Annotated in this window: 13 protein-coding genes and 1 riboswitch; of the genes, 7 read left to right on the top strand and 6 right to left on the bottom strand. The window is 64.7% G+C overall.

The window, feature by feature from the left end; translation table 11 throughout:
• Nucleotides 1–230 precede the first annotated feature (230 nt).
• Both ABWP92_RS03500 and ABWP92_RS03495 read right to left on the bottom strand, forming a co-directional pair.
• Nucleotides 231–2,939 (bottom strand): DUF349 domain-containing protein, encoded by a 2,709-nt coding sequence (locus tag ABWP92_RS03500; protein ID WP_353233962.1) that lies wholly within the window; start codon nucleotides 2,937–2,939, stop codon nucleotides 231–233.
• Nucleotides 2,940–3,142: 203 nt separating this feature from the next.
• Nucleotides 3,143–6,973: a DUF748 domain-containing protein gene (locus tag ABWP92_RS03495; protein ID WP_353233961.1), complete on the bottom strand. Its 3,831-nt coding sequence runs from the start codon at nucleotides 6,971–6,973 to the stop codon at nucleotides 3,143–3,145.
• 748 nt (nucleotides 6,974–7,721) lie between these two features.
• Here ABWP92_RS03495 and ABWP92_RS03490 point away from each other — a divergent pair.
• The 3 genes from ABWP92_RS03490 (at nucleotide 7,722) to nrdR (ending at nucleotide 10,614) form a co-directional block, all read left to right on the top strand.
• Nucleotides 7,722–8,618 carry a lytic transglycosylase domain-containing protein gene (locus ABWP92_RS03490; RefSeq protein WP_353233960.1) on the top strand — a complete coding sequence of 299 codons (897 nt, stop codon included), beginning with the start codon at nucleotides 7,722–7,724 and terminating at the stop codon, nucleotides 8,616–8,618.
• A 33-nt stretch (nucleotides 8,619–8,651) separates the two neighbouring features.
• A riboswitch (ZMP/ZTP riboswitch) is annotated at nucleotides 8,652–8,841 on the top strand.
• A 44-nt stretch (nucleotides 8,842–8,885) separates the two neighbouring features.
• Entirely contained in the window at nucleotides 8,886–10,130 is a 1,245-nt protein-coding gene (glyA, locus tag ABWP92_RS03485; protein ID WP_353233959.1) for a serine hydroxymethyltransferase, read from the top strand.
• Nucleotides 10,131–10,158: 28 nt separating this feature from the next.
• Nucleotides 10,159–10,614 carry a transcriptional regulator NrdR gene (gene nrdR, locus ABWP92_RS03480; protein ID WP_353233958.1) on the top strand — a complete coding sequence of 152 codons (456 nt, stop codon included), beginning with the start codon at nucleotides 10,159–10,161 and terminating at the stop codon, nucleotides 10,612–10,614.
• Nucleotides 10,615–10,705: 91 nt separating this feature from the next.
• Here the strand turns inward: nrdR and aroC are convergent, their stop codons facing one another.
• Both aroC and ABWP92_RS03470 read right to left on the bottom strand, forming a co-directional pair.
• Nucleotides 10,706–11,818 carry a chorismate synthase gene (gene aroC / locus ABWP92_RS03475; protein WP_353233957.1) on the bottom strand — a complete coding sequence of 371 codons (1,113 nt, stop codon included), beginning with the start codon at nucleotides 11,816–11,818 and terminating at the stop codon, nucleotides 10,706–10,708.
• A 66-nt stretch (nucleotides 11,819–11,884) separates the two neighbouring features.
• Nucleotides 11,885–13,333 (bottom strand): CoA transferase, encoded by a 1,449-nt coding sequence (locus ABWP92_RS03470; protein ID WP_353233956.1) that lies wholly within the window; start codon nucleotides 13,331–13,333, stop codon nucleotides 11,885–11,887.
• A 356-nt stretch (nucleotides 13,334–13,689) separates the two neighbouring features.
• Here ABWP92_RS03470 and ABWP92_RS03465 point away from each other — a divergent pair, with 356 nt between their 5' ends.
• Entirely contained in the window at nucleotides 13,690–14,844 is a 1,155-nt protein-coding gene (locus ABWP92_RS03465) for an acyltransferase family protein (RefSeq protein ID WP_353233955.1), read from the top strand.
• A gap of 57 nt (nucleotides 14,845–14,901) precedes the next feature.
• On the opposite strand, the gene ABWP92_RS03460 is transcribed toward ABWP92_RS03465, so the two are convergent.
• Entirely contained in the window at nucleotides 14,902–15,351 is a 450-nt protein-coding gene (locus tag ABWP92_RS03460) for a CBS domain-containing protein (protein ID WP_353233954.1), read from the bottom strand.
• A 116-nt stretch (nucleotides 15,352–15,467) separates the two neighbouring features.
• On the opposite strand from ABWP92_RS03460, the gene ABWP92_RS03455 reads away from it, so the two are divergent.
• The 3 genes from ABWP92_RS03455 (at nucleotide 15,468) to ABWP92_RS03445 (ending at nucleotide 18,157) form a co-directional block, all read left to right on the top strand.
• On the top strand, nucleotides 15,468–16,766 hold the full coding sequence (locus ABWP92_RS03455) for an O-acetylhomoserine aminocarboxypropyltransferase (protein ID WP_353233953.1): 1,299 nt from the start codon (nucleotides 15,468–15,470) through the stop codon (nucleotides 16,764–16,766).
• Nucleotides 16,767–16,854: 88 nt separating this feature from the next.
• Nucleotides 16,855–17,685, top strand: coding sequence for an alpha/beta fold hydrolase (locus ABWP92_RS03450; protein ID WP_353233952.1), 831 nt, complete (start codon nucleotides 16,855–16,857; stop codon nucleotides 17,683–17,685).
• Nucleotides 17,686–17,773: 88 nt separating this feature from the next.
• Complete coding sequence (locus ABWP92_RS03445) at nucleotides 17,774–18,157, top strand: Mpo1-like protein (RefSeq protein WP_353233951.1); 384 nt, start codon at nucleotides 17,774–17,776, stop codon at nucleotides 18,155–18,157.
• Between the two features lie 22 nt (nucleotides 18,158–18,179).
• On the opposite strand, the gene ABWP92_RS03440 is transcribed toward ABWP92_RS03445, so the two are convergent.
• Nucleotides 18,180–18,944, bottom strand: a complete 765-nt coding sequence (locus ABWP92_RS03440) for an HAD family hydrolase (protein ID WP_353233950.1) — start codon at nucleotides 18,942–18,944, stop codon at nucleotides 18,180–18,182.
• Nucleotides 18,945–19,002 lie beyond the last annotated feature (58 nt).

Genomic DNA, 19,002 nt, shown 5'->3' with positions numbered 1-19,002 from the left:
AAAACAGGGCCCCCACGCTTCCTCGCTGCGCGCGGTCCGCTGCCCCCCGAGGGGGGCGCTTTTTGTCTTGGGGCGGCCCGGCGATAAAACAGAGCCCCCCCACGCTCCCCCGCTGCGCGTGGTCCGCTGCCCCCCCGAGGGGGCGCTTTTTGTCTTGGGGCGGCCCGGCGACAAAAAACGCCCTGCACTCTCATGCAGGGCGTTCCGAGCCGGTTGGCGTCGGGTACAGCTTACTTCCTGAGCAGCACCTTCAGCGCATTCTGCAGGCGGCGGGCAGTCGCCTCGTCGCTTGCACCGCTCAGCACCGCGGCGACGTCCTTGCCCCAGGTCTCCTGCGGCGATGGATCGTTGCGGCGAGTGAGCAATTGCAGCTGGTAGGCGCGCCGCGCGGCAATCTGATCGGCGGGCGTGGGAACGTCCGCGGCGATCTCCAGGCGCAGCAGCGCATTGCCATCAACGTCCGGCCTGGCGCCCGAGCCCAGCGCCTGCGCCCATGCGGCGCGCACTCCGGGCTGTACCTTGCCGAGTTCCTGGACGGTGGGCAATTGTTCGGCATCACGACCTTCCCATGCCGCCAGCAGGCGGTTCAGCGACTCGCCGTGCGCCTGGGCTGCCAGCTTGCGCAGCGCATTCTGCGCATGGTCCATGGCCTCGCGTTGAGCGCGGAAGGCCGAATCACCCAGGCGCGGTGCGCGCGGCCCGTCGCTGCGGTCGCGGCCATCGCGTGAGAAACGGCCATCGCCACGCCCCATGCGGTCACCGCGATCTCCGCCGCGGCCATCCCGGGCACCCCGGTCGCCGCGATCACCCTGGCGCGGCCCGCGGGCTGCGCCTTGCGCTGCGGGCGCAGGCCTGTTCGCGCCAGGGCGGTCGTCGCCACGAACCGCGATGACCGGGCGCGCCGGCCTGGAGGCCGCAGCAGGCTTGGCCTCGCCCTCCGCTTCACCCCCATCTTGCGAGGGCTCCGAGGCGGATTGTTGCGACGCCTCATCAGCCGCTGCTTCTGCAGCGGGAGCGGATGCCTGAGCAACTGCCTGGGCGCCAGCAGCTTCGGCTGCTTCGGCCGACTGCTGCCTGATTGCGGCTTCGAGCGCATCCATCGCCGTGCGAATGGCCTGGGCATCGCCCGACGCATTGGCGGCCTCCAGCGCCTTGGCGGCATCCAGGACGGCCTTGTCACGCGCGCTCATCTGCGCGGACTGGCGGTCACGGTCCGCGCTCTTGCGCTGGAAAGCCTCGTCGATGGGCTTGCGGAAGGCATCCCACAGCTTTTGTTCACGCTTGCGGTCCAGCGGCACGGATTGAGCTTCCGCCTGCCAGCGCTGCTGCAACGCCTTCACGGCATCGATGCGCAGCGAGGCGGATGCGCCAAGTTCCGCGGCTTCGTTGATCATCGCCTGGCGGCGGTCCAGGCTCTGCTTCTGCGCGGTCTCCAGCGGCCTGGATGCTTCGCCGAACGCCTGCTTCCACAACGGCTGCAGCTCGGCAAACACCTTCTCGCTCACGTGGCCGCCATTGCGCCAGCGTTCGCTGAACTGGTGCAGGCCGCGGCTGAGCGCCTTCCAGTCCTGCGATGCCAGATGTTCCTGAGCCCAGGCCTTGAGCTCTTCGATCAGCGCCACGCGGGCGCCCCTGTGTTCGGCCGCCTCGGCCCGCACTTTATCCAGCCATGCCTCGACCACCTTGTGGGCCGTATTGCATGCTTCGTCGAATCGCTTCCAGAGCGCATGATTGGCCGGAGCGCCTTGATCGGACTGCTTCCATTGCTCGCGCAGCTGGCGCAAGGTTTCCTGCATCTTGCGGCCACCCAGTTCCTGGCCTTCGGGGCGCTTGAGCAGCGCTTCGGCGCGGTTCACCAGCTCCTCGCGCAACTGGTCTGCGCTCCAGCGCTGCCAGCCTTCGAGTTCGCCGGCGGCGATCAGCGCGGCATTCACCTGCTGCTCGAGTTCGCCATCCACAAACCGCCCCTGGGTCTTGAGCACGGCGCGCAGCGCGGCGGCTGCGCCGATGCTGGCCTTGCCATGGCCTTCACCGGTTTCGGTTTGCAGCTTGGCGAGTGCCTCGCGGACCATGGCCTGCGCCTTCTTGCGCACTTCCGGATCGACCTTGGGCTTGGCCGCTTCCTGGGTCACCTTGGCAGCAGCCTCGGCTTCGGTCGGCAGGCCGCGCGCGGCACGGATTTCATCAGCCCAGACGGGAACGGTGGGCAGGGGCGCATCGGCGCTGGCCGCAGCCGCGACGGTTTGCGAGAGCGCCGACTTGAAGGCATCCCAGACGGCGAGCAGCTGCGAGCCCGAGGTTTCGAGCATCGGAGGGAAACGCGCTTCGACACTGGTCCAGGATGCATCGGACGTCAGCTCGGCGGCATGTTCCTGCCAGCGGTTCACATCGGCCGTCAGGCCCTCGAGCGCCGTTTCGGCGTCGCGGAACGGCTTGGTGGACAGCACTTCGATGCGCTGGGCCAGCAGCACGGCCGTTTCACGCTGCACCTGAACGCGATGCTGCAAGTCTTCGATGACTTTCACGCGGTCCGCGATCTGCGTCTTGAGCACGGACAGCGGCTCGCGCGACAGCGGCGCGCCCGCCTTGGCCGCATCGCGCTGCCACGCCAGGGCATCGGCAATCGACAGCCGCGTGGCGGACAGCAGCTTTTCGGCCTTGTCCGCCCATTCAGCGGCGATGGCTTCCTGGCCTTGAATGCGCTTGATTTCATCAAGGCGCTCGCGCACGGCGCGGGCCGCTCCCTTGTCGCGCGCGCTCAACTCCTTGAACACCTCCTGCAATTGATCCTGCGCGGGCTGCGTGGCCAGCCATTCACGAATACGTGAAGCGCGTTCTCCGGACGTGGCGGCGGAAAAAGCGCCGCCTGTCAGCGCATCAAGTGGATGCGGTTCACTGGCTTTGGCGGGCGTCGGTGCCGCTTCGGGTGCGTCGGACATTTTGTTGCGAGAAGAAAAAGAAAACATGAAACCTATGGGATGTGAATGGTGCGAAAACATCGCGGCCGGCAACCCGGCCGCGATGCCTGCCTGCAAAAGTTTCGCCAGATCGCTATTTTGACCCGTTTTTCACCCGGCCCTCCGGGGAAACCATTTCAGAAGTCAGCTACCGGGCCGCCGATGCCGTCAATAAACTTCCAAATTCACTGGGCGGCAAGCGTCAGTTCGGCCTTGGGCGACCATTTGGATTGCGCATCGGCGTCGCTCTTGAGCTTGCCGGCGCCGACGAACAGCCGGTCGATCGGCACTTCACGGCTGGCAAGGTAGTCCCGGACCGCCACGCCGCGCTGCAAGGCCAGTTCCTGGGCCGCATTGTCCTGCAACTGTATGTTGGCAAGCAACAGCGACTCCATCTCCGCATCGGGCAGATCCTTGGCCAGTCCGATCATGTTGCGCGGCTTCTTGATGTCGGCGCGCTTGTAGGTTTCCTTGAGAAGCGCCGGATACTCAGCGGGATCCACCGCCGTCACGCTGGCGGCATCACCACCGTCACGCGACACCTTGCGGCGCTTTTGCGCCAGCACCATCTGGTTGAGGCGCTCACGCTTGAGCGCCTCCCGCTCGGCCACGGGGTCGGCCCAGCCCACCACGGTCATCTTGAGCGCGGGACGGTCGGTCAAGGCTTTTGCCACCGTGTCCAGATTCTCGCGCGCCGACGCGCTCAGCGCGGCACTGCCCGCGTTGAACGGAACGACGCCCTGCTCGTCGCCTCCGCCCAGGGCGCTGGCCAGCAAGGAGAAAGGCGCGGTGACCGCCTTCATGATGAGATTGCCGATCACCTTGAGGATCACGCCGCCAAGACTGAATTCGGGGTCGTTGAGCGAGCCGCTGATGGGCAGATCGACGTCGATCACGCCATTGCGATCGGCCAGCAGCGCCACCGCCAGGCGCACCGGAAGGCTGGCCGGAGCACCCTTGACTTCGTCGCCGAACGCCAACTGGTTCAGGACGAGCTTGTTGCTTGCGGTGAGTTGGCCGCCCGGATCGATCTTGTAGGCGACGTCCATGCTGAGTTTGCCGCGCTCGATGCCATGGCCAGCGTACCTGATGCTGTATGGCGAGAGCGGCGGCAATTCCAGATCGCGCATGCGCGCCTGGATGTCGAGCGCCAGCGGCTTGGCCAGCGGATTGATCTTGCCGGACACCTCGACCGCCGCCGTGCCCTCGGCCTTGCCGCTGAGTTCGATATCGGCCATGTCGTAACTCTCGGCGCCGGCGGGGCGGACCGAGGAGAATGCGCTCAGGCGGCCATTGAGCTCGCTCAGATCGGTTGAGTAATTGGGCTTCACGAAATGGTCGGTGAAGTACATCGCGCCGCGCACGATGTTGACCGGGCCGAAGCGGATGACCGGAGCCATCGGGTCGGGAGCCGGCTGCGCGGCTGCCACCTGAGCCGTCCCGGCAGCCTCCGACGCAGGCGGCACGGGCGCCTGCGCCGTCTTCTCGGCATCTCCGGCGCTCTGCGCGGCTACCGGCTCACCCTGTATATCCTGCAGGTTGATGCGGCCGTTTTCCTGAATGATCACGCGTGCAAAGAAGTCGCTGAGCGTAGTCTCCTGCACATCAACGGTGAGCGGCTTGTCGGGCTGCACGCTCACCGCCAGCCCCTTCAGGCCCAGTATCTTCCAGTTGAGCAGGTCCTGCGCATCGCGCCCGGTCGCCAACACCTTCTCGGTGGCGTCGGGCTCATTGGCGGCGGCGCGCACGCGCACGTCTTCAAGCGAGACGTTGCCTTTCACGGAAGCGGCCGGCCCCTTCTCGCCCATGACCAGCTTCACATCGCCATGGAAACTGCCGTCCGCGCGCACGACGCGCAGATTCAGGTTCTTGGGCAAATAAGGCTGTGCCACCTGCAGCGGCAAGGCCGTCGCCTGCACCTTGCCATCCACTGTCAGCGGCTCGAGCCCCACGTGGCCCTCGTAGCGCAGGCTGCCCGGTTCGGCGCGGCTGGCTCCCGCCACGCGCGCGGAAACCCTGGCCTGGAACGTGCCGCCCTTTTTCGCCGGAAAGCCAAAATCGCGCACGTTGGCCTGCAGCGAATTCACGCGCAGCAGCATCGGCTGCTCGTTCGCGGCATCACGCACGACCACGGCGCCCTCCTTCAGGTCCAGCTCATCCAGCGCAATGCTCCAGGCCGGCTCGGCCGCCCCCTTGTGGCTGGCGGCTGCCGGCTTCGCCGGTTTGGAGGTCTCCAGCCAATCCTCGTACATGAGCCGGCCGTTTTTGTCACGTTCCACATAGAGCCTGGGCTGCGCCAGCGCGATTCGCCCAAGGTTGACGCTGCGACGGGAAAGATCGATCAGGGTGTCCTGCATCTCGAGCCCGCCCAGTTCCACCACCGTGTTGCGCCTGGCGCCCGGCACACCGGCCGCCGCCAGCGTGCGGCAGCGATCACCGCCCGAAATGCAGGTCAGCGCGATATTCCTGACCGATCCCTTGCCGACGCTTGCCACCAGGCGTTCGCCATTGCGGGCCAGACCCAGGTCGAGATCCAGTTCGCCTCCCAAGCGCGGGGTGATGATGCCCTTCAGATAGGGTGCCGCCCAATCGAGCGGCAGTGCCCGCAGGCTCGCGGCCACCTTGGCCTGCGCGAGATCCGCGCTGCCGTCGAATCCAAGGGTGGCCGGGCTCTTTGCCGCGGCGCCCGAAGAATCAAGCGCAGTGATATCCGTCTTGCCGGTGAATTCGACCGGCTGCTTCACCGGCCAATGAATCGCCCTGGCGCTGACCTCCAGATTCTGCAGCGCCAGATGCGCCGGGTCGCCCGCCACCGCTTGATCGAGCCAATCGATCGTGCCGCCGCGCAGGCCGAAGGCATCCACCTGCACGTTCCAGGCAGCCGACGCATCCGATGGATCCGCCTTTGCCTTGCCCTCACTTTCCTTGCCCTCGCCTTCCCTGGCCTCATCCGCCGGCCTGACTGCCACGTTCCTGCCCTGGGCAGGACCCATGCCCGGCAATTCCAGGTTGCCGTCACGATCACGGCGCAGCGCCAGGCGCGGCGTCTGCCACTGGATGGACGACAGGTGCACCAGACCCTTGAGCGGCTGCACATCGGCCAGCGTGACGTCCAGACGCTCGAATGCCGCCAGGTCCTGCATTCCGCCAGCGTCCGCCACCTTCACATCGCGCAAGGCCAGCTTGCCGCTCAGCCCCACCTCGGGAGTGGCTTTCTGCTCGAACACCAGTTTGAGATGGGCATCCAGCAGGCCCGACTGCAGACGCACGGGCGCCGACTTGGGGATATAGACCGCGAAGGGAGCCAGATCAAAACCGTCCAGTTGCAAGCTCACGTCCGCGTGGCGGTTGTCGGAGAAAGGCGTTGCCTGCGCCGTCGATTCGAATGGGCTGCCATTGAGCGCGAACGCCAGGCGGGGCGTCACCTTGACGGCGCGATCCGCATCCAGGTTGCTGAGGAACGGAATGCCAAGCTCCAGCCCGGTCAACTCCTGCTTGCGCCCGACCACGCGGTCATCAAACTCCACGGAGCCGTCGCGCAGCACGATGTTGTAGAGCGCAAAGCGCTGCGGGTCGCCTTTTTTCTGTGATGCAGGTTGCGCCTCGATGCGCTGGAGGATGTCGTCGAAATCGAACTCGCCTTCGGCCACCTGCGCCACGCGCACGCGGGGTGAGTCAACCTCGATCGTGTCGAGCACCGGCGCCAGCCTGAACAGGGACTGCGCGGCGGCATCTATATATATGCGTGCGATCTCCACTTGCCTGGAGGCGCCATCGGCACTGGCAATGGACAGATCACGCAAGGTCAGCTGCAGCGCCCAGGGCTTGAACTGAACCTCGCCCACCTTGACCTGGCGCCCCAGGAACTCGGAGCCGTATTTCTCCATATTGCTGCGAACCAGCGGAGGAACCGCCAGCCACAAAACCACGCCCAGCAACAAAACGGCCACGATCAGCCAGACGACGCGGCGAACCCATTTGTGGGTGCGAAATATTTCAACGGTAGATTTGGACACGCTCGGCATGCTTTCTGATGCGACATCCGGATTGCATCAGAAAACTCCTCTCTTCTTCTGTAAACAAGCGCAAAAGAAAGCCCGAAGACCAGCATGACCGACCTTCGGGCTTGATGGCTGGCACAACGGCCCTTTGCCACCATTTTGCTTGCCGGGAGAGTTGCGTCCCGGAAGCAGAGAGCAATGTATTGCTCTCGGGGGGTGCCTTCGAAACACTGCTTTCCAGAGAGGGCACTGCATGCCGATGATTCCAAATTGCAGGGATTTCTCCAGCGATGCCATGCATGTGCAGGCAGTGTTGACAGTACTCTCATATGGACCGCCTATCCACATGTTTATTTCAATGAAGTATCTCTAACGATTGAAAGTTTCATTCCCAAACAAATTTCGCTTGCTGTTGCTCCGCGCAACTTTGCGGCTGGAGATGCTTGCATGATCACAAAACTGTATATACACACAGTTAACAATAGATTATTTCATTCTAAGAGATTGTTTTTTTAGTATTGACCTAGAATTTAGAGAACTTCTAGAATCCGCCAGTAACAAAAAAAACGGGTTTACCCCAACCCGGCACCCAGCTGCCGATATCGGCCCAGGTCGGTTCATCTTTCCTCGCCACCCACGAAAGGCGCGCGAGCCAGATCGGAACCCGACACCCCATCCAGGCGAAGAAGCCTGGTAAGGATGCGCGTGATGACGACGCCCATCCTCGACTCAGGATTTCTTCAACTCGAGAAAGGTAAAGCTTGTGACAGCTTCAGGATCAGTGCTCGCGGGCATACGTACATTTGCTTCGGACGTCGTGGACGGCTTCATGGAGCTCGTCCACAGCGGCTTCGCGCTCATTGGCCTGGCTGTAGCCCTTGTCTGCATCACCCTGGCCGCCCGCCCTGACCTGCGCAGCATCGGCGAGGATCACCTTCGCGCCTGGCTGCACGACCGCCATGTGGCCGTCCTGGGCTCCCCCATCGAGCCCGGCGCCGTTGACAGAGCCACCGCGGCCAACCCCAAGGAACTGCCCGTGGAGCAGGCCAAGGTCGCGTTCTGGCTGAGCAAGAAGTACCGCGTGGCGCCCGAGCCCATCGCGGCGCTGGTCTCCGAGGCCTATTCCATCGGCGCACGCACCAAGCTCGACCCTACGCTGATCCTCGCCATCATGGCGGTGGAGTCCAGCTTCAATCCATTCGCACAAAGCTCCGTCGGAGCGCAGGGCCTGATGCAGGTGATGACCCGCGTGCACAACGACAAGTACAGTGATTTCGGCGGTGACCTGGCCGCATTCGACCCCGTCACCAACATGCGCGTCGGCGTGCGGGTGCTGCAGGAATGCATAGCGCGCGCCGGCTCGCTCGAAGGCGGCCTGCGCTACTACGTAGGCGCGGCGAACCTGCCCGACGACGGCGGCTACTCCACCAAGGTGCTGGCCGAGCATTTCCGGCTGCGCCAGGTCGCCAACGGCAAGTCCGTGTCGACCACCACGGTCACGCCAACGCCGATCCCGGCTGCCAAGCCCGCTGCCGCGCCCGTGGTCACCACCAAGGCCGTCACGCCCGCCGCGCCCCCCGCCAAGGCGGCTTCCACCGAAGCCCGCGCCTCGGACGCGCCGGCGCCCGCCTCCGAAAAAGTGGCCATGCTGGCGCACTGAGATCGGCTCTGCCCCGCCGTCCTCAGTTACACTAGCGGAGTACGCGACTGGCGATAGGCGTGGGGCACACACTCGAGAGAAAGAGATGCCTCGCCGCTGACGTGGATCATGTCGGGAGGTGAATCCCTCCCGCAAACCACTGGGGAGCGTGCCGCGCAGGCCATGGGTTGCATTGACCGCCTTGAGCCCCTGCCGCGTTCAGCCGTTCGCCTGGGCAGCTCTTGCCGTCATGCCGACGGGCAAGGGATTCCAAAGCATAGGACTGCCATGTATCAACGCTCTATTCTTGTCGAACAAACCGATCCCGAACTCTTTGCAGCCATCCAGGCTGAAAATCAGCGCCAGGAACAGCACATCGAGCTGATCGCCAGCGAGAACTACGCCTCGCCCGCCGCCATGTGGGCGCAGGGCACGCAACTCACCAACAAGTACGCCGAAGGCTATCCGGGCAAGCGCTACTACGGCGGCTGCGAATTCGTGGACATCGCCGAAAAACTGGCGATCGACCGCGTCAAGGAACTGTTCGGCGCCGATGCGGCCAACGTGCAGCCTCATTGCGGCGCGTCCGCCAACGAAGCCGTGTTCCTCGCGTTCCTCAAGCCCGGCGACACCATCATGGGCATGAGCCTGGCCGAAGGCGGCCACCTCACCCACGGCATGCCGCTGAACATGTCCGGCAAATGGTTCAACGTCGTCTCCTACGGCCTGAACGACAAGGAAGAAATCGACTACGACAAGATGGAAGCGCTCGCCCGTGAGCACAAGCCCAAGCTGATCGTGGCCGGCGCGAGCGCCTATTCGCTCGAAATCGACTTCGCCCGCTTCGCCAAGGTGGCCAAGGAGGTCGGTGCGATCTTCATGGTGGACATGGCCCACTACGCCGGCCTGATCGCCGGCGGCCAGTATCCCAACCCGGTTCCTTTCGCCGACGTGGTTACCACCACCACCCACAAGAGCCTGCGCGGTCCGCGCGGCGGCGTGATCCTGATGAAGGCCGAGCATGAGAAGGCCATCAACAGCGCGGTGTTCCCGGGCCTGCAAGGCGGCCCGCTGATGCACGTGATCGCGGCCAAGGCCGTGGCTTTCAAGGAAGCCCTCGCGCCCGAGTTCAAGGAATACGCGAAGCAGGTCAAGCTCAATGCGCGCGTAGTCGCCGAAACCCTCACCCAGCGCGGCCTGCGCATCGTGAGCGGCGGCACGCAAAGCCACGTCATGCTGGTCGATCTGCGCGCCAAGGGCATCACCGGCAAGGAAGCCGAAGCGGTCCTGGGCTCGGCCCACATGACCATCAACAAGAACGCGATTCCCAACGACCCGGAAAAGCCGATGGTCACCAGCGGCGTGCGCATCGGCACACCGGCCATGACCACACGCGGCTTCAAGGAAGAAGAAGCCCGCATCACGGCCAACCTGATCGCCGACGTGCTGGACAATCCACACGACGAGGCCAACATCGCCGCCGTCCGTGAGAAGGTTCACGCACTGACGTCGCGCTTCCCGGTCTATCGCTGATTCGCGCCCAGCCTGTCGAGTCACTGCCATGAAATGCCCTTTCTGCAGCCACCCGGAAACCCAGGTTGTGGAAACCCGCGTATCTGAAGACGGGGACTTCATCCGCCGCCGCCGCCGCTGCGGCGCGTGCGACAAGCGCTTCACCACCTACGAACGCCCGGAGGTCAACTTCCCGACGATCGTCAAGAAAGACGGTCGCCGCGTGGAGTTCGACCACCAGAAGCTGCACGGCTCCTTCAAGCTGGCGCTGCGCAAGCGGCCCGTGAGCGTGGAGCAGATCGACGCTGCCATCGAGCGCATCGAGGAGAAGCTGCTCAATCTGGGCCAGCGCGAAATCCTGTCCGCCCGTGTGGGCGAGCTGGTGATGCGCGAACTCAAAAAGCTCGACAAAGTGGCCTATATCCGCTTTGCCAGCGTCTACCGCAGCTTTGAGGACATCGACGAGTTCAGGGCGCTGGTGGACGAGGTCAGGCCGCAGAAATAGCCGACTGGAAAACAGCGGGCTCGCGACAAAAAACGGACGCATCGGGCGTCCGTTCTGCGTTCTGGTGTGTGCCTCTGCCCGCGTGCGCGATTCAGCGCGCGATGCGTGCGGGAAGCGTTGCGGGGATCGGCGCCAGGCCCGAATCCACATCCCCGCACTGCCCGCGATGCCGCAGCGCATGGTCCATGATCACCAATGCCAGCAGCGCCTCGGCAATCGGCGCGGCGCGAATGCCGACGCAGGGATCGTGGCGGCCCTTGGTGATCACCTCGACCGGCTCGCCCAGCGTATTGATGGAATTGCGCGGGCTGATGATGGAACTCGTGGGCTTGATGGCAATGGTCACCTCGATGTCCTGGCCCGAGCTGATCCCCCCCAGAATGCCGCCCGCGTTGTTGGTCTCGAAGCCCGCCGGCGTCAGCGAATCGCCGTGCGTGGTGCCGCGCTGCACGACGCTCTCGAAACCCGCGCCGATCTCAACGGCCTTCACCGCGTTCAGGCCCATCATCACATGCGCGATGTCGGCATCGAGCTTGTCGTAGAGCGGCTCGCCAAGGCCCACAGGCACGCCCGTGGCCTGCACACGCACTTTGGCGCCGCAGGAATCGCCCGACTTGCGCAATCGGTCCATGTAGTCTTCATAGGCCTGCACATCGGCAACTGGCGCGAAGAACGGGTTGTTCGGCACATGCTCCCAGCTCTCGAAGGGAATGGCGAGTTCGCCGATCTGCGTCATGCAGGCGCGCAGTTCAACTCCGTACTTTTCCCTCAGCCATTTCTTGGCCACGGCGCCCGCGGCCACCGTAGGCGCCGTCAGGCGCGCCGAAGAACGGCCGCCCCCGCGCGGATCACGGATACCGTACTTCTGGAAGTAGGTGTAGTCCGCATGTCCCGGACGAAAGCTCTGCGCAATGCTGGAGTAATCCTTGCTGCGCTGATCCGTATTGCGGATCAGCAATGCAATGGGCGTTCCGGTCGTCTTTCCTTCATAAACACCCGACAGTATCTCGACCGCGTCCGCCTCGTTGCGCTGTGTGACATGGCGGCTCGTTCCGGGGCGACGGCGATCCAGATCGATCTGGATATCCGCCTCTCCAAGGCTCATGCCCGGGGGGCATCCGTCGATGACGCAGCCGACCGCCGGACCATGGGATTCACCGAAATTGGTGACGCAAAAAAGTGTGCCAAGTGTGTTGCCGCTCATAAGACGTGCATTATCGCCGCAAGCCTTTTCCTTCGGGCGGCCCGGAAGCCAGATTCCGCAAACCGCTCAAGTCCAGGCAGCAGCATCGGTTCCCGGAGGAACCGAGTCACGCGCCCAATGCGCGGCGGTGCGGGAGAATTCCGCGGCATGGCGGACCGCCCGCAGCTCGCCGAAACCGCTCGCATACCGCGCAAGCCATGGCGCCGCAAGCACATCCACGCGCTCGGGGACGGACAGCGGATCGACCTGCCTGCGCCCCAGCTCCCTCAACCATTGCGCGACCCGAGCCAGCGACACCTGCACATGCCACGATCCACCCTGCCGCGCCTGGCGCGCCTGGCGCAGCAGTGCCGCCTGAATGCCGAAGGCCAGCAGGAAACCGGCGCAATAGTCGAGCGCCTGCACGGGCAGGGCGCGCGGGCTCGCATCGCCAAACGCGCGGGCCTCATCGGCGTTGATGCCGCTGACGGTCTGCACCAGCGAATCAAAGCCCCGCTTGTCCGCCCACGGCCCCTCCCGCCCATAGGCGGACAGGCTTGCGTGGACGATGCCCGGGCGTGCCTTTGCGACGTCGCGCACGCCGAATCCCAGGCGCTCCATGCCGCCCGGACGATAGCCTTGAATGAAGACATGCGCATCGCCCAGCAGCCGATGCAGTTGCGCCTTTCCTGAGTCCGTTTGCAGATCGAGCAGCGCGGAGCGCTTGCCGCGGCTGGTTTCCGCAATCGCCTCGATATTCGGCAGATTCGGCGAGTTGATCATGAGAACATCCGCGCCGTACGCAGCCAGCGTGCGCGCTCCCACCGGCCCCGCGAGGATGCGTGTGAGGTCGAGCATCCTCAGCCCCTGCAGCGGCGGCTGCTGCTGCGATTTCGAAGGCCAGCGGCAAGGCGGCGCTTCGCCGGTCCGCTCGATATGGACCAGAGGCTGCGGCGCAATGGCCTTACCCATCTCGCTCGCATCCCAGTCAACCGCCTGCCTCAGCGCGGCAACCACCAGCCCCGCCTCGCTCGCCCGATTCTCGAAGTCGATGGCACTCCAGTGCCTCAAAGCCTGCGCCACCTGCGCTCTCGTCGCGTGCTCGCCCTCCGGCAAACCAAGCAATCGCAACACTCCATCCCGGTGATGCGCAAAATTGGCATGAACACGCACGAAGCCTGGCCTCCCGATGCTTTCACCGCAGGCGTACAACCCGGAGATCGGCGCCCAGGCCGGCGGGCGCCTGCCGTCCAGGGTGAAGTAGCCCGTGGTTTCTGCAAGCGCATGCTGCACATCGATGCGTACGGTCTGCGGCTGCGCGTCCGGCGAGCGCACGCGGTCCGCTTCCGTCGCGGCCAGCGCCGCGGCAGCCAGGGAGCTCTGAGCGGCCACATCGACCGCAAAGCTGCAGGGAAAGCCATGCGCCGCGCCATGCAGGCATGCACGCTCCAGTGCATCATCCGGCAGTTGGGCGTCACGCCAGATCTCGCGCAGCGCCTCCCCAGCGCTCTTCATGAATATCGTCTCTGAATTCATGGGGTAGATCCAGTCATCATCAAAAATCGCGCGATATCGTGCGCAGATGCGCGCGCCTTGCCTGCAGCTTTTGTCATTGCGCCCCATTTTCGGAAAAATCGGGTCGCCCACGGTCGATATTGCCACTGTTTTCACCCCGTATTCCCCGCGGGAGGCTGCCGTTTGAAGGGATAATCAGCCAGGGTCGTGGCATGTGCCGCAGCCTTTTTTGTTTCCCGCACCGTTCGTCTCTTGCTTTTCAAGGTCGGCATGGATCCATTGCCGATTTCGCTTCTCGCGCGATGTCGTGAAAAGCGTCCCGGTCCTGTTGCGCAAGCTGTCGGAAGTTGAACGCTCCAAGCCACAGGACTCCCTCCATGCGCACATCCCGGCAAGTTGCGACCATTGACTGGCTGCAGGCATTTCGCGGCCTGGCGGCGCTCTTCGTCGTCATCACGCACGCGGGCTGGACCATGGCCCAGCCTTCCAGCCAGGAAATCGCCTGGGGCCTCCTGGCCCATGGCGCGCTGGGGGTGGACCTGTTCTTCGTGATCAGCGGCTTCATCATGTATCTGACCACGCGCGGCTGCGACGGCTCGGCCCGCTACGCGGCGGAGTTCGGCATCAAGCGGTTCGCCCGCATCTGGCCGCTGTTCTTCGTGGTGAGCATGGTCTATCTGTGCATCGCATGGTGGCGCGCCGAGCAGTTTCCTGCGGACTACTTCTCCCGCACCCTCGGCCAACTGGTCTTCTATCCCGTCAGCCCCAAGGCGTCGGAATTCTTCGGGTTGCCCGTCGATGTCGCGTGGACGCTGTGCTTCGAAGCGTATTTCTATGCCGTGATCGCCGTTTCGCTGCTGTCGCGCAAATCACGCTGGTGGATCGTCGCGGCGCTGCTTGCGCCGGGGCTGGCGCTCTATCCGCTGCTCAAGCAGCAGCTGAACCTGTCCTTCTATCATCAGCCGGCCATCATCCTCAACCACTACCTGAACCTGATGGTCAACCCCATGGTCTGGGAATTCATCCTGGGACTTTTCGCGGGCTGGGTCTATACATCGGCGTGGTCCACGCCGCCGCGCCCGCTGGCGATCGCCTTCATTCTCGCATCGGCGGCGGCATTCATCACGATACCGAACACCCACATTCCCACGCTGTACGGCCCGACGATCGAATATGGCGGACTCACGGTGTTCGCCATATTCCTCATGCTGGCGCTGGCCAGCAAGTCGATGGAGTTGCCGGCCGCCCGGCCGTTGGTCTGGCTTGGCACGATGTCCTACTCCATCTATCTGACCCACAAGCTGGGGTTTCTCGGCGCGGCTCAGATCAATGCCTGGCTGGACATCCGCAACGGCGACGCGCGCGACTGGATCGGTTTCGGGATCTACCTGGCCTGCGGAGTCGCCATGGGAGCGCTGTTTCACCACACCGTCGAGACGCCGCTATCGGCCTGGACGCGGCGCAAGCTGATGGGCTTGCTCGGCAAGCCAGGCCGCCCGGAGTTCGCGGACACTGAAATCAAGCCGGTGTAACCCGGCCGGGCCGCGCGCCGCCACGGGCCAGCCGCGTGGGCGGCCCGATGCCATCCATCAAACCGACTGGTTCTGCTCCGGCCAGTCGCGGATATAGGCCTTGAGCAGCTTGTTCTCGAAGTTCTGGCTGTCCACGACCGCCTTGGCCACGTCATAGAAACTCACCACGCCCATCAGCATGCGCTTGTCCATCACGGGCATGTAGCGCGCATGGCGGTTGAGCATCATGCGGCGCACTTCATCCATGTCGGTCTCGAGGGTGCAGGTCAGCGGCGCGTCATCCATCGCGCTGCGCACCAGCATCGTGCCGACGCTGCCGCCGTTCCTGACCAGCGCCTGAATGACTTCGCGGAAGGTGAGCATGCCCACCAGGTCGCCGTGCTCTATCACCACCAGCGAGCCGATGTCCCTCTCGGACATGACCTCCACCGCGCGCGCCAGCGGATCATCCGGCGTGGTGGTGTAGAGGGTGTTGCCTTTGACGCGCAGAATATCGCAGACTTTCATGGGGTATCTCCTTAGGGCCTGCTACGCATATGCCACATGTATGAGCAGCGTTCGACCAAAACCTACGGAAATATAGCCCACAATTGCGGACAGTTTGAACACCCATGGAGACATGAATGCCCGGATATTCCGACCCCGGCTTCGATACGCTGTCACTGCATGCAGGCACCCAGCCCGATCCCGCCACCGGCGCGCGCGCCGTTCCGATCCACCTGACGACCTCTTTCGTCTTCGAATCCAGCGATCACGCGGCAAGCCTTTTCAACCTGGAGCGCCCCGGCCACGTCTACAGCCGCCTGAGCAACCCCACCAACGCCGTGCTGGAGCAGCGCGTCTCGGCGCTCGAAGGGGGCGTGGGCGCCATTGCCGTGGCAAGCGGCCAGGCGGCGCTGCACCTGTCGATCGCCACCCTGATGGGCGCCGGCAGCCACATCGTGGCGAGCACGGCGCTGTATGGCGGCAGCCAGAACCTGCTGCACTACACGCTCTCGCGCTTCGGCATCGAGACCACGTTCGTCAAGCCCGGCGACATCGACGGCTGGAAGGCCGCCATCCGGCCCAACACCAAATTGCTCTTCGGCGAGACCGTCGGCAATCCAGGGCTTGATGTGCTCGACATACCCACCGTCTCGCAGATCGCGCACGACGCGGGCGTGCCGCTGCTGGTGGATTCCACGCTCACGTCGCCGTGGCTCATCAGGCCGTTCGAGCACGGCGCGGACATCGTCTATCACTCGGCCACCAAGTTCCTGTCAGGCCATGGCACGGTCATCGGAGGCATCGTGGTCGATGGCGGAAGCTTCGACTGGGACAAATCCGGCAGATTCCCCGAGCTGACCGAAGCCTATGACGGCTTCCACAACATGGTGTTCACCGAGGAGAGCACGACGGGCGCCTTCCTCCTGCGCGCGCGCCGCGAGGGCCTGCGCGACTTCGGCGCATGCATGAGCCCGCACACCGCGTGGCTGATCCTGCAGGGCATCGAGACGCTGCCGCTGCGCATGGAACGCCACATGCGCAACACCGAGAAAGTCGTGCAGTTCCTCGCCAGCCACCCCCTGGTCGGCCGCGTCGGGCATCCCCTGCTGGAGACGCATCCATCCCATGAACTGGCCAGGAAACTGCTGCCGCGCGGCGCGGGCTCGGTGTTCAGCTTCGACATCAACGGCAACCGCAGCCAGGGCAAGAAGTTCATCGAAACCCTGAGGCTGTTCAGCCATCTGGCCAACGTGGGCGATTGCCGCTCGCTGGTGATCCACCCCGCCAGCACCACGCACTTTCGCATGACCGACGAGGCGCTCGCCCAGGCGGGCATCGGCCAGGGCACGATCCGCCTGTCGATCGGCCTGGAGGATGCGGACGATCTGATCGACGACCTCAAGCGCGCACTCAAGGCCGCGGAGAAAGCGGCCTGACCCATTCCATGGAATGCCTGCGCCAGGGCATCGGGCGCAAGCCCGGCATTCCGCCAGAGATACACCGAATCAGCCAGGAGACCCGCACATGCACATCGACGTTCATGGTGCAAGGATTTACGCGTACACCGGCGGCAAGGCCTTCGACGCCGCCAAGCCCACCGTCATATTCATTCACGGCGTGCTGTGCGACCACAGCGTCTGGGCGCTGCAAAGCCGCTACATGGCGAACCACGGCTGGAACGTGCTCGCCATCGACCTGCCCGGGCACTGCAAAAGCACGGGCAAGGCGCCGCAAAGCGTGCAGGAGGCCGCCGACTTCATCGCCCGGCTCATGGACGCCGCGGGCCTTCGGAAGGCCGCGCTGGTCGGCCATAGCTGGGGCAGCCTGATCGCCATGCAGGCCGCCGCGCAGCTGGGCGAGCGCATCAGCCATCTGGTGCTGGTGGGAACGGCGTTTCCCATGAAGGTATCGCCCGCGCTGCTCGACGCCGCCGTCAAGTCGCCGGAGCAGGCCATACGCATGATCAACGTCTTCTCACGCGCCACGCTTTCGCCGCCCAACGGCGCGGGTAGCTGGGTGTTCGGCGCGGGCATGGCGCTGGGCCGCCGCGTGCTGACAAGCAACAGCGACGTCAATCTGCTCTACACCGGCTTCAAGGCCTGCGACAGTTATGACGGCGGCGATGCCGCCATGGCCGCCCTCGCCTGCCCGGTGCTGTTCGCGCTGGGCTCCGAAGACCAGATGACGCCCGCCAAGGCCGCCAAAAGCCTGATCGACGCGGCCCGCTGCGCGGGCAAACGGGTGCGCGTCATGCAGTTGCCCAGCGGACACAACCAGATGACCGAGGCACCGGACGAAACCCTGTTCGCCATCCGTGACTTCCTGGCCCAATCCCCTGAAAACATTCCGGTTTAGGGTTTTGAGCGAACGAGGCGTATAAGACTGGAGACAGCCGGATGCGCGCATCCGGCTTCGTTGACCCGGCACAGCAAGGGAGCTCGCCATGTCTCCAGCATCGGCCCCACCGCCCCCGGCGGACAAAACGGATCGCAACGGGCATGAGAGCGGCCACCCGCACGTCGATCCGCGCCAGCTCCAAAGCTTCGGCGAGTTCTACGCCTTCTATCTGCGCGAGCATAGCAACCGTACCTGCCGCCGCCTGCACTTCACGGGCACCTCCCTGTCGCTGATTTTCCTCATCGCGCTGGTGGCCACGGGCCACTTCTGGTACCTGATCGCCGCGTTCGCAAGCGGCTACGGCCTCGCCTGGTTCGGCCATTTCGCCTTCGAGAAGAACAAGCCCGCGAGCTTCAAACGGCCGCTCTACAGCTTTCGAGGCGACTGGGTGATGTGGCGCGACATGCTGACGGGCAAGATCAAGTTCTGATGAGCCCGGCAGGCACGCTCCGTCAGCGCAATATGCCGCACAGTGCCGACAGCGTGTTCAGCGTCGCATGGGGGCGCACCGGCAGCTCCCACGACTTGCCCTCCATGTTCAGCCACGCGGTCTGCATGCCCGCGCCCAGCGCGCCCTGTACGTCCAGCGCCGCATCGTCGCCCACATGCAGCGTGGCCTCGCACGCATGCCCCGCCGCCCGCGCCGCGGCATGAAAGATGCGGGCATCGGGCTTGCCCACGCCGAATTCGCGCGCGCTGAAAGCCGCCTTGAAATAGCGGTCGATGCCCACGCGCCGGATATCGGCATTGCCATTGGACAAAGCCACGACCGGGTAGCGGCCCGCCAGGAACTCCAGCGTCTGCAGTGCGTCATCGAACAACACCACGCGCTGCCGGTGCTCGAAGAACAGATCGAACGCGGGTTCGGCCAAGGCCGGATCGTCGCCGCTTTGCCTGAGTGCCTCGCGGATGGACTCGCGGCGCATGGCGCTCAGGTCGTGCAGCAACTCCGGGCGTTCTGCCTCCACCTTCATGCGGATGCCGCGCAGCGACCTGGAGTCGGGAAACGCCCGCGCCGTCGCCGGTGCGTTCTCCTTGAGCCACTCGGCCAGCGCTTCCTCCGCACGGGTGATCGTGGGCCAGACCGGCCAGAGCGTGTCGTCCAGGTCGATGGTGATGGCCTGGATGCGGCCCACGTCCAGCGCATGCGCGATGGCGCTCGCGGTATCGTGGGTTGCAATGGATGCGGCTTGCTGCGGGGAAAGGGTCTCGGACATATGCGCCCGAGAATAACCGAGAGCGCCAGGCCCGCCGCCAGTCCGGTTTTTCCGCCGC

Origin of the sequence: Diaphorobacter ruginosibacter, assembly GCF_040396215.1 — a bacterium.
Lineage (GTDB): Bacteria > Pseudomonadota > Gammaproteobacteria > Burkholderiales > Burkholderiaceae_C > Diaphorobacter_A > Diaphorobacter_A ruginosibacter_A.
Note: the sequence above shows the minus strand (reverse complement) of the source record. Positions and strands in the feature narration are given on the sequence as shown.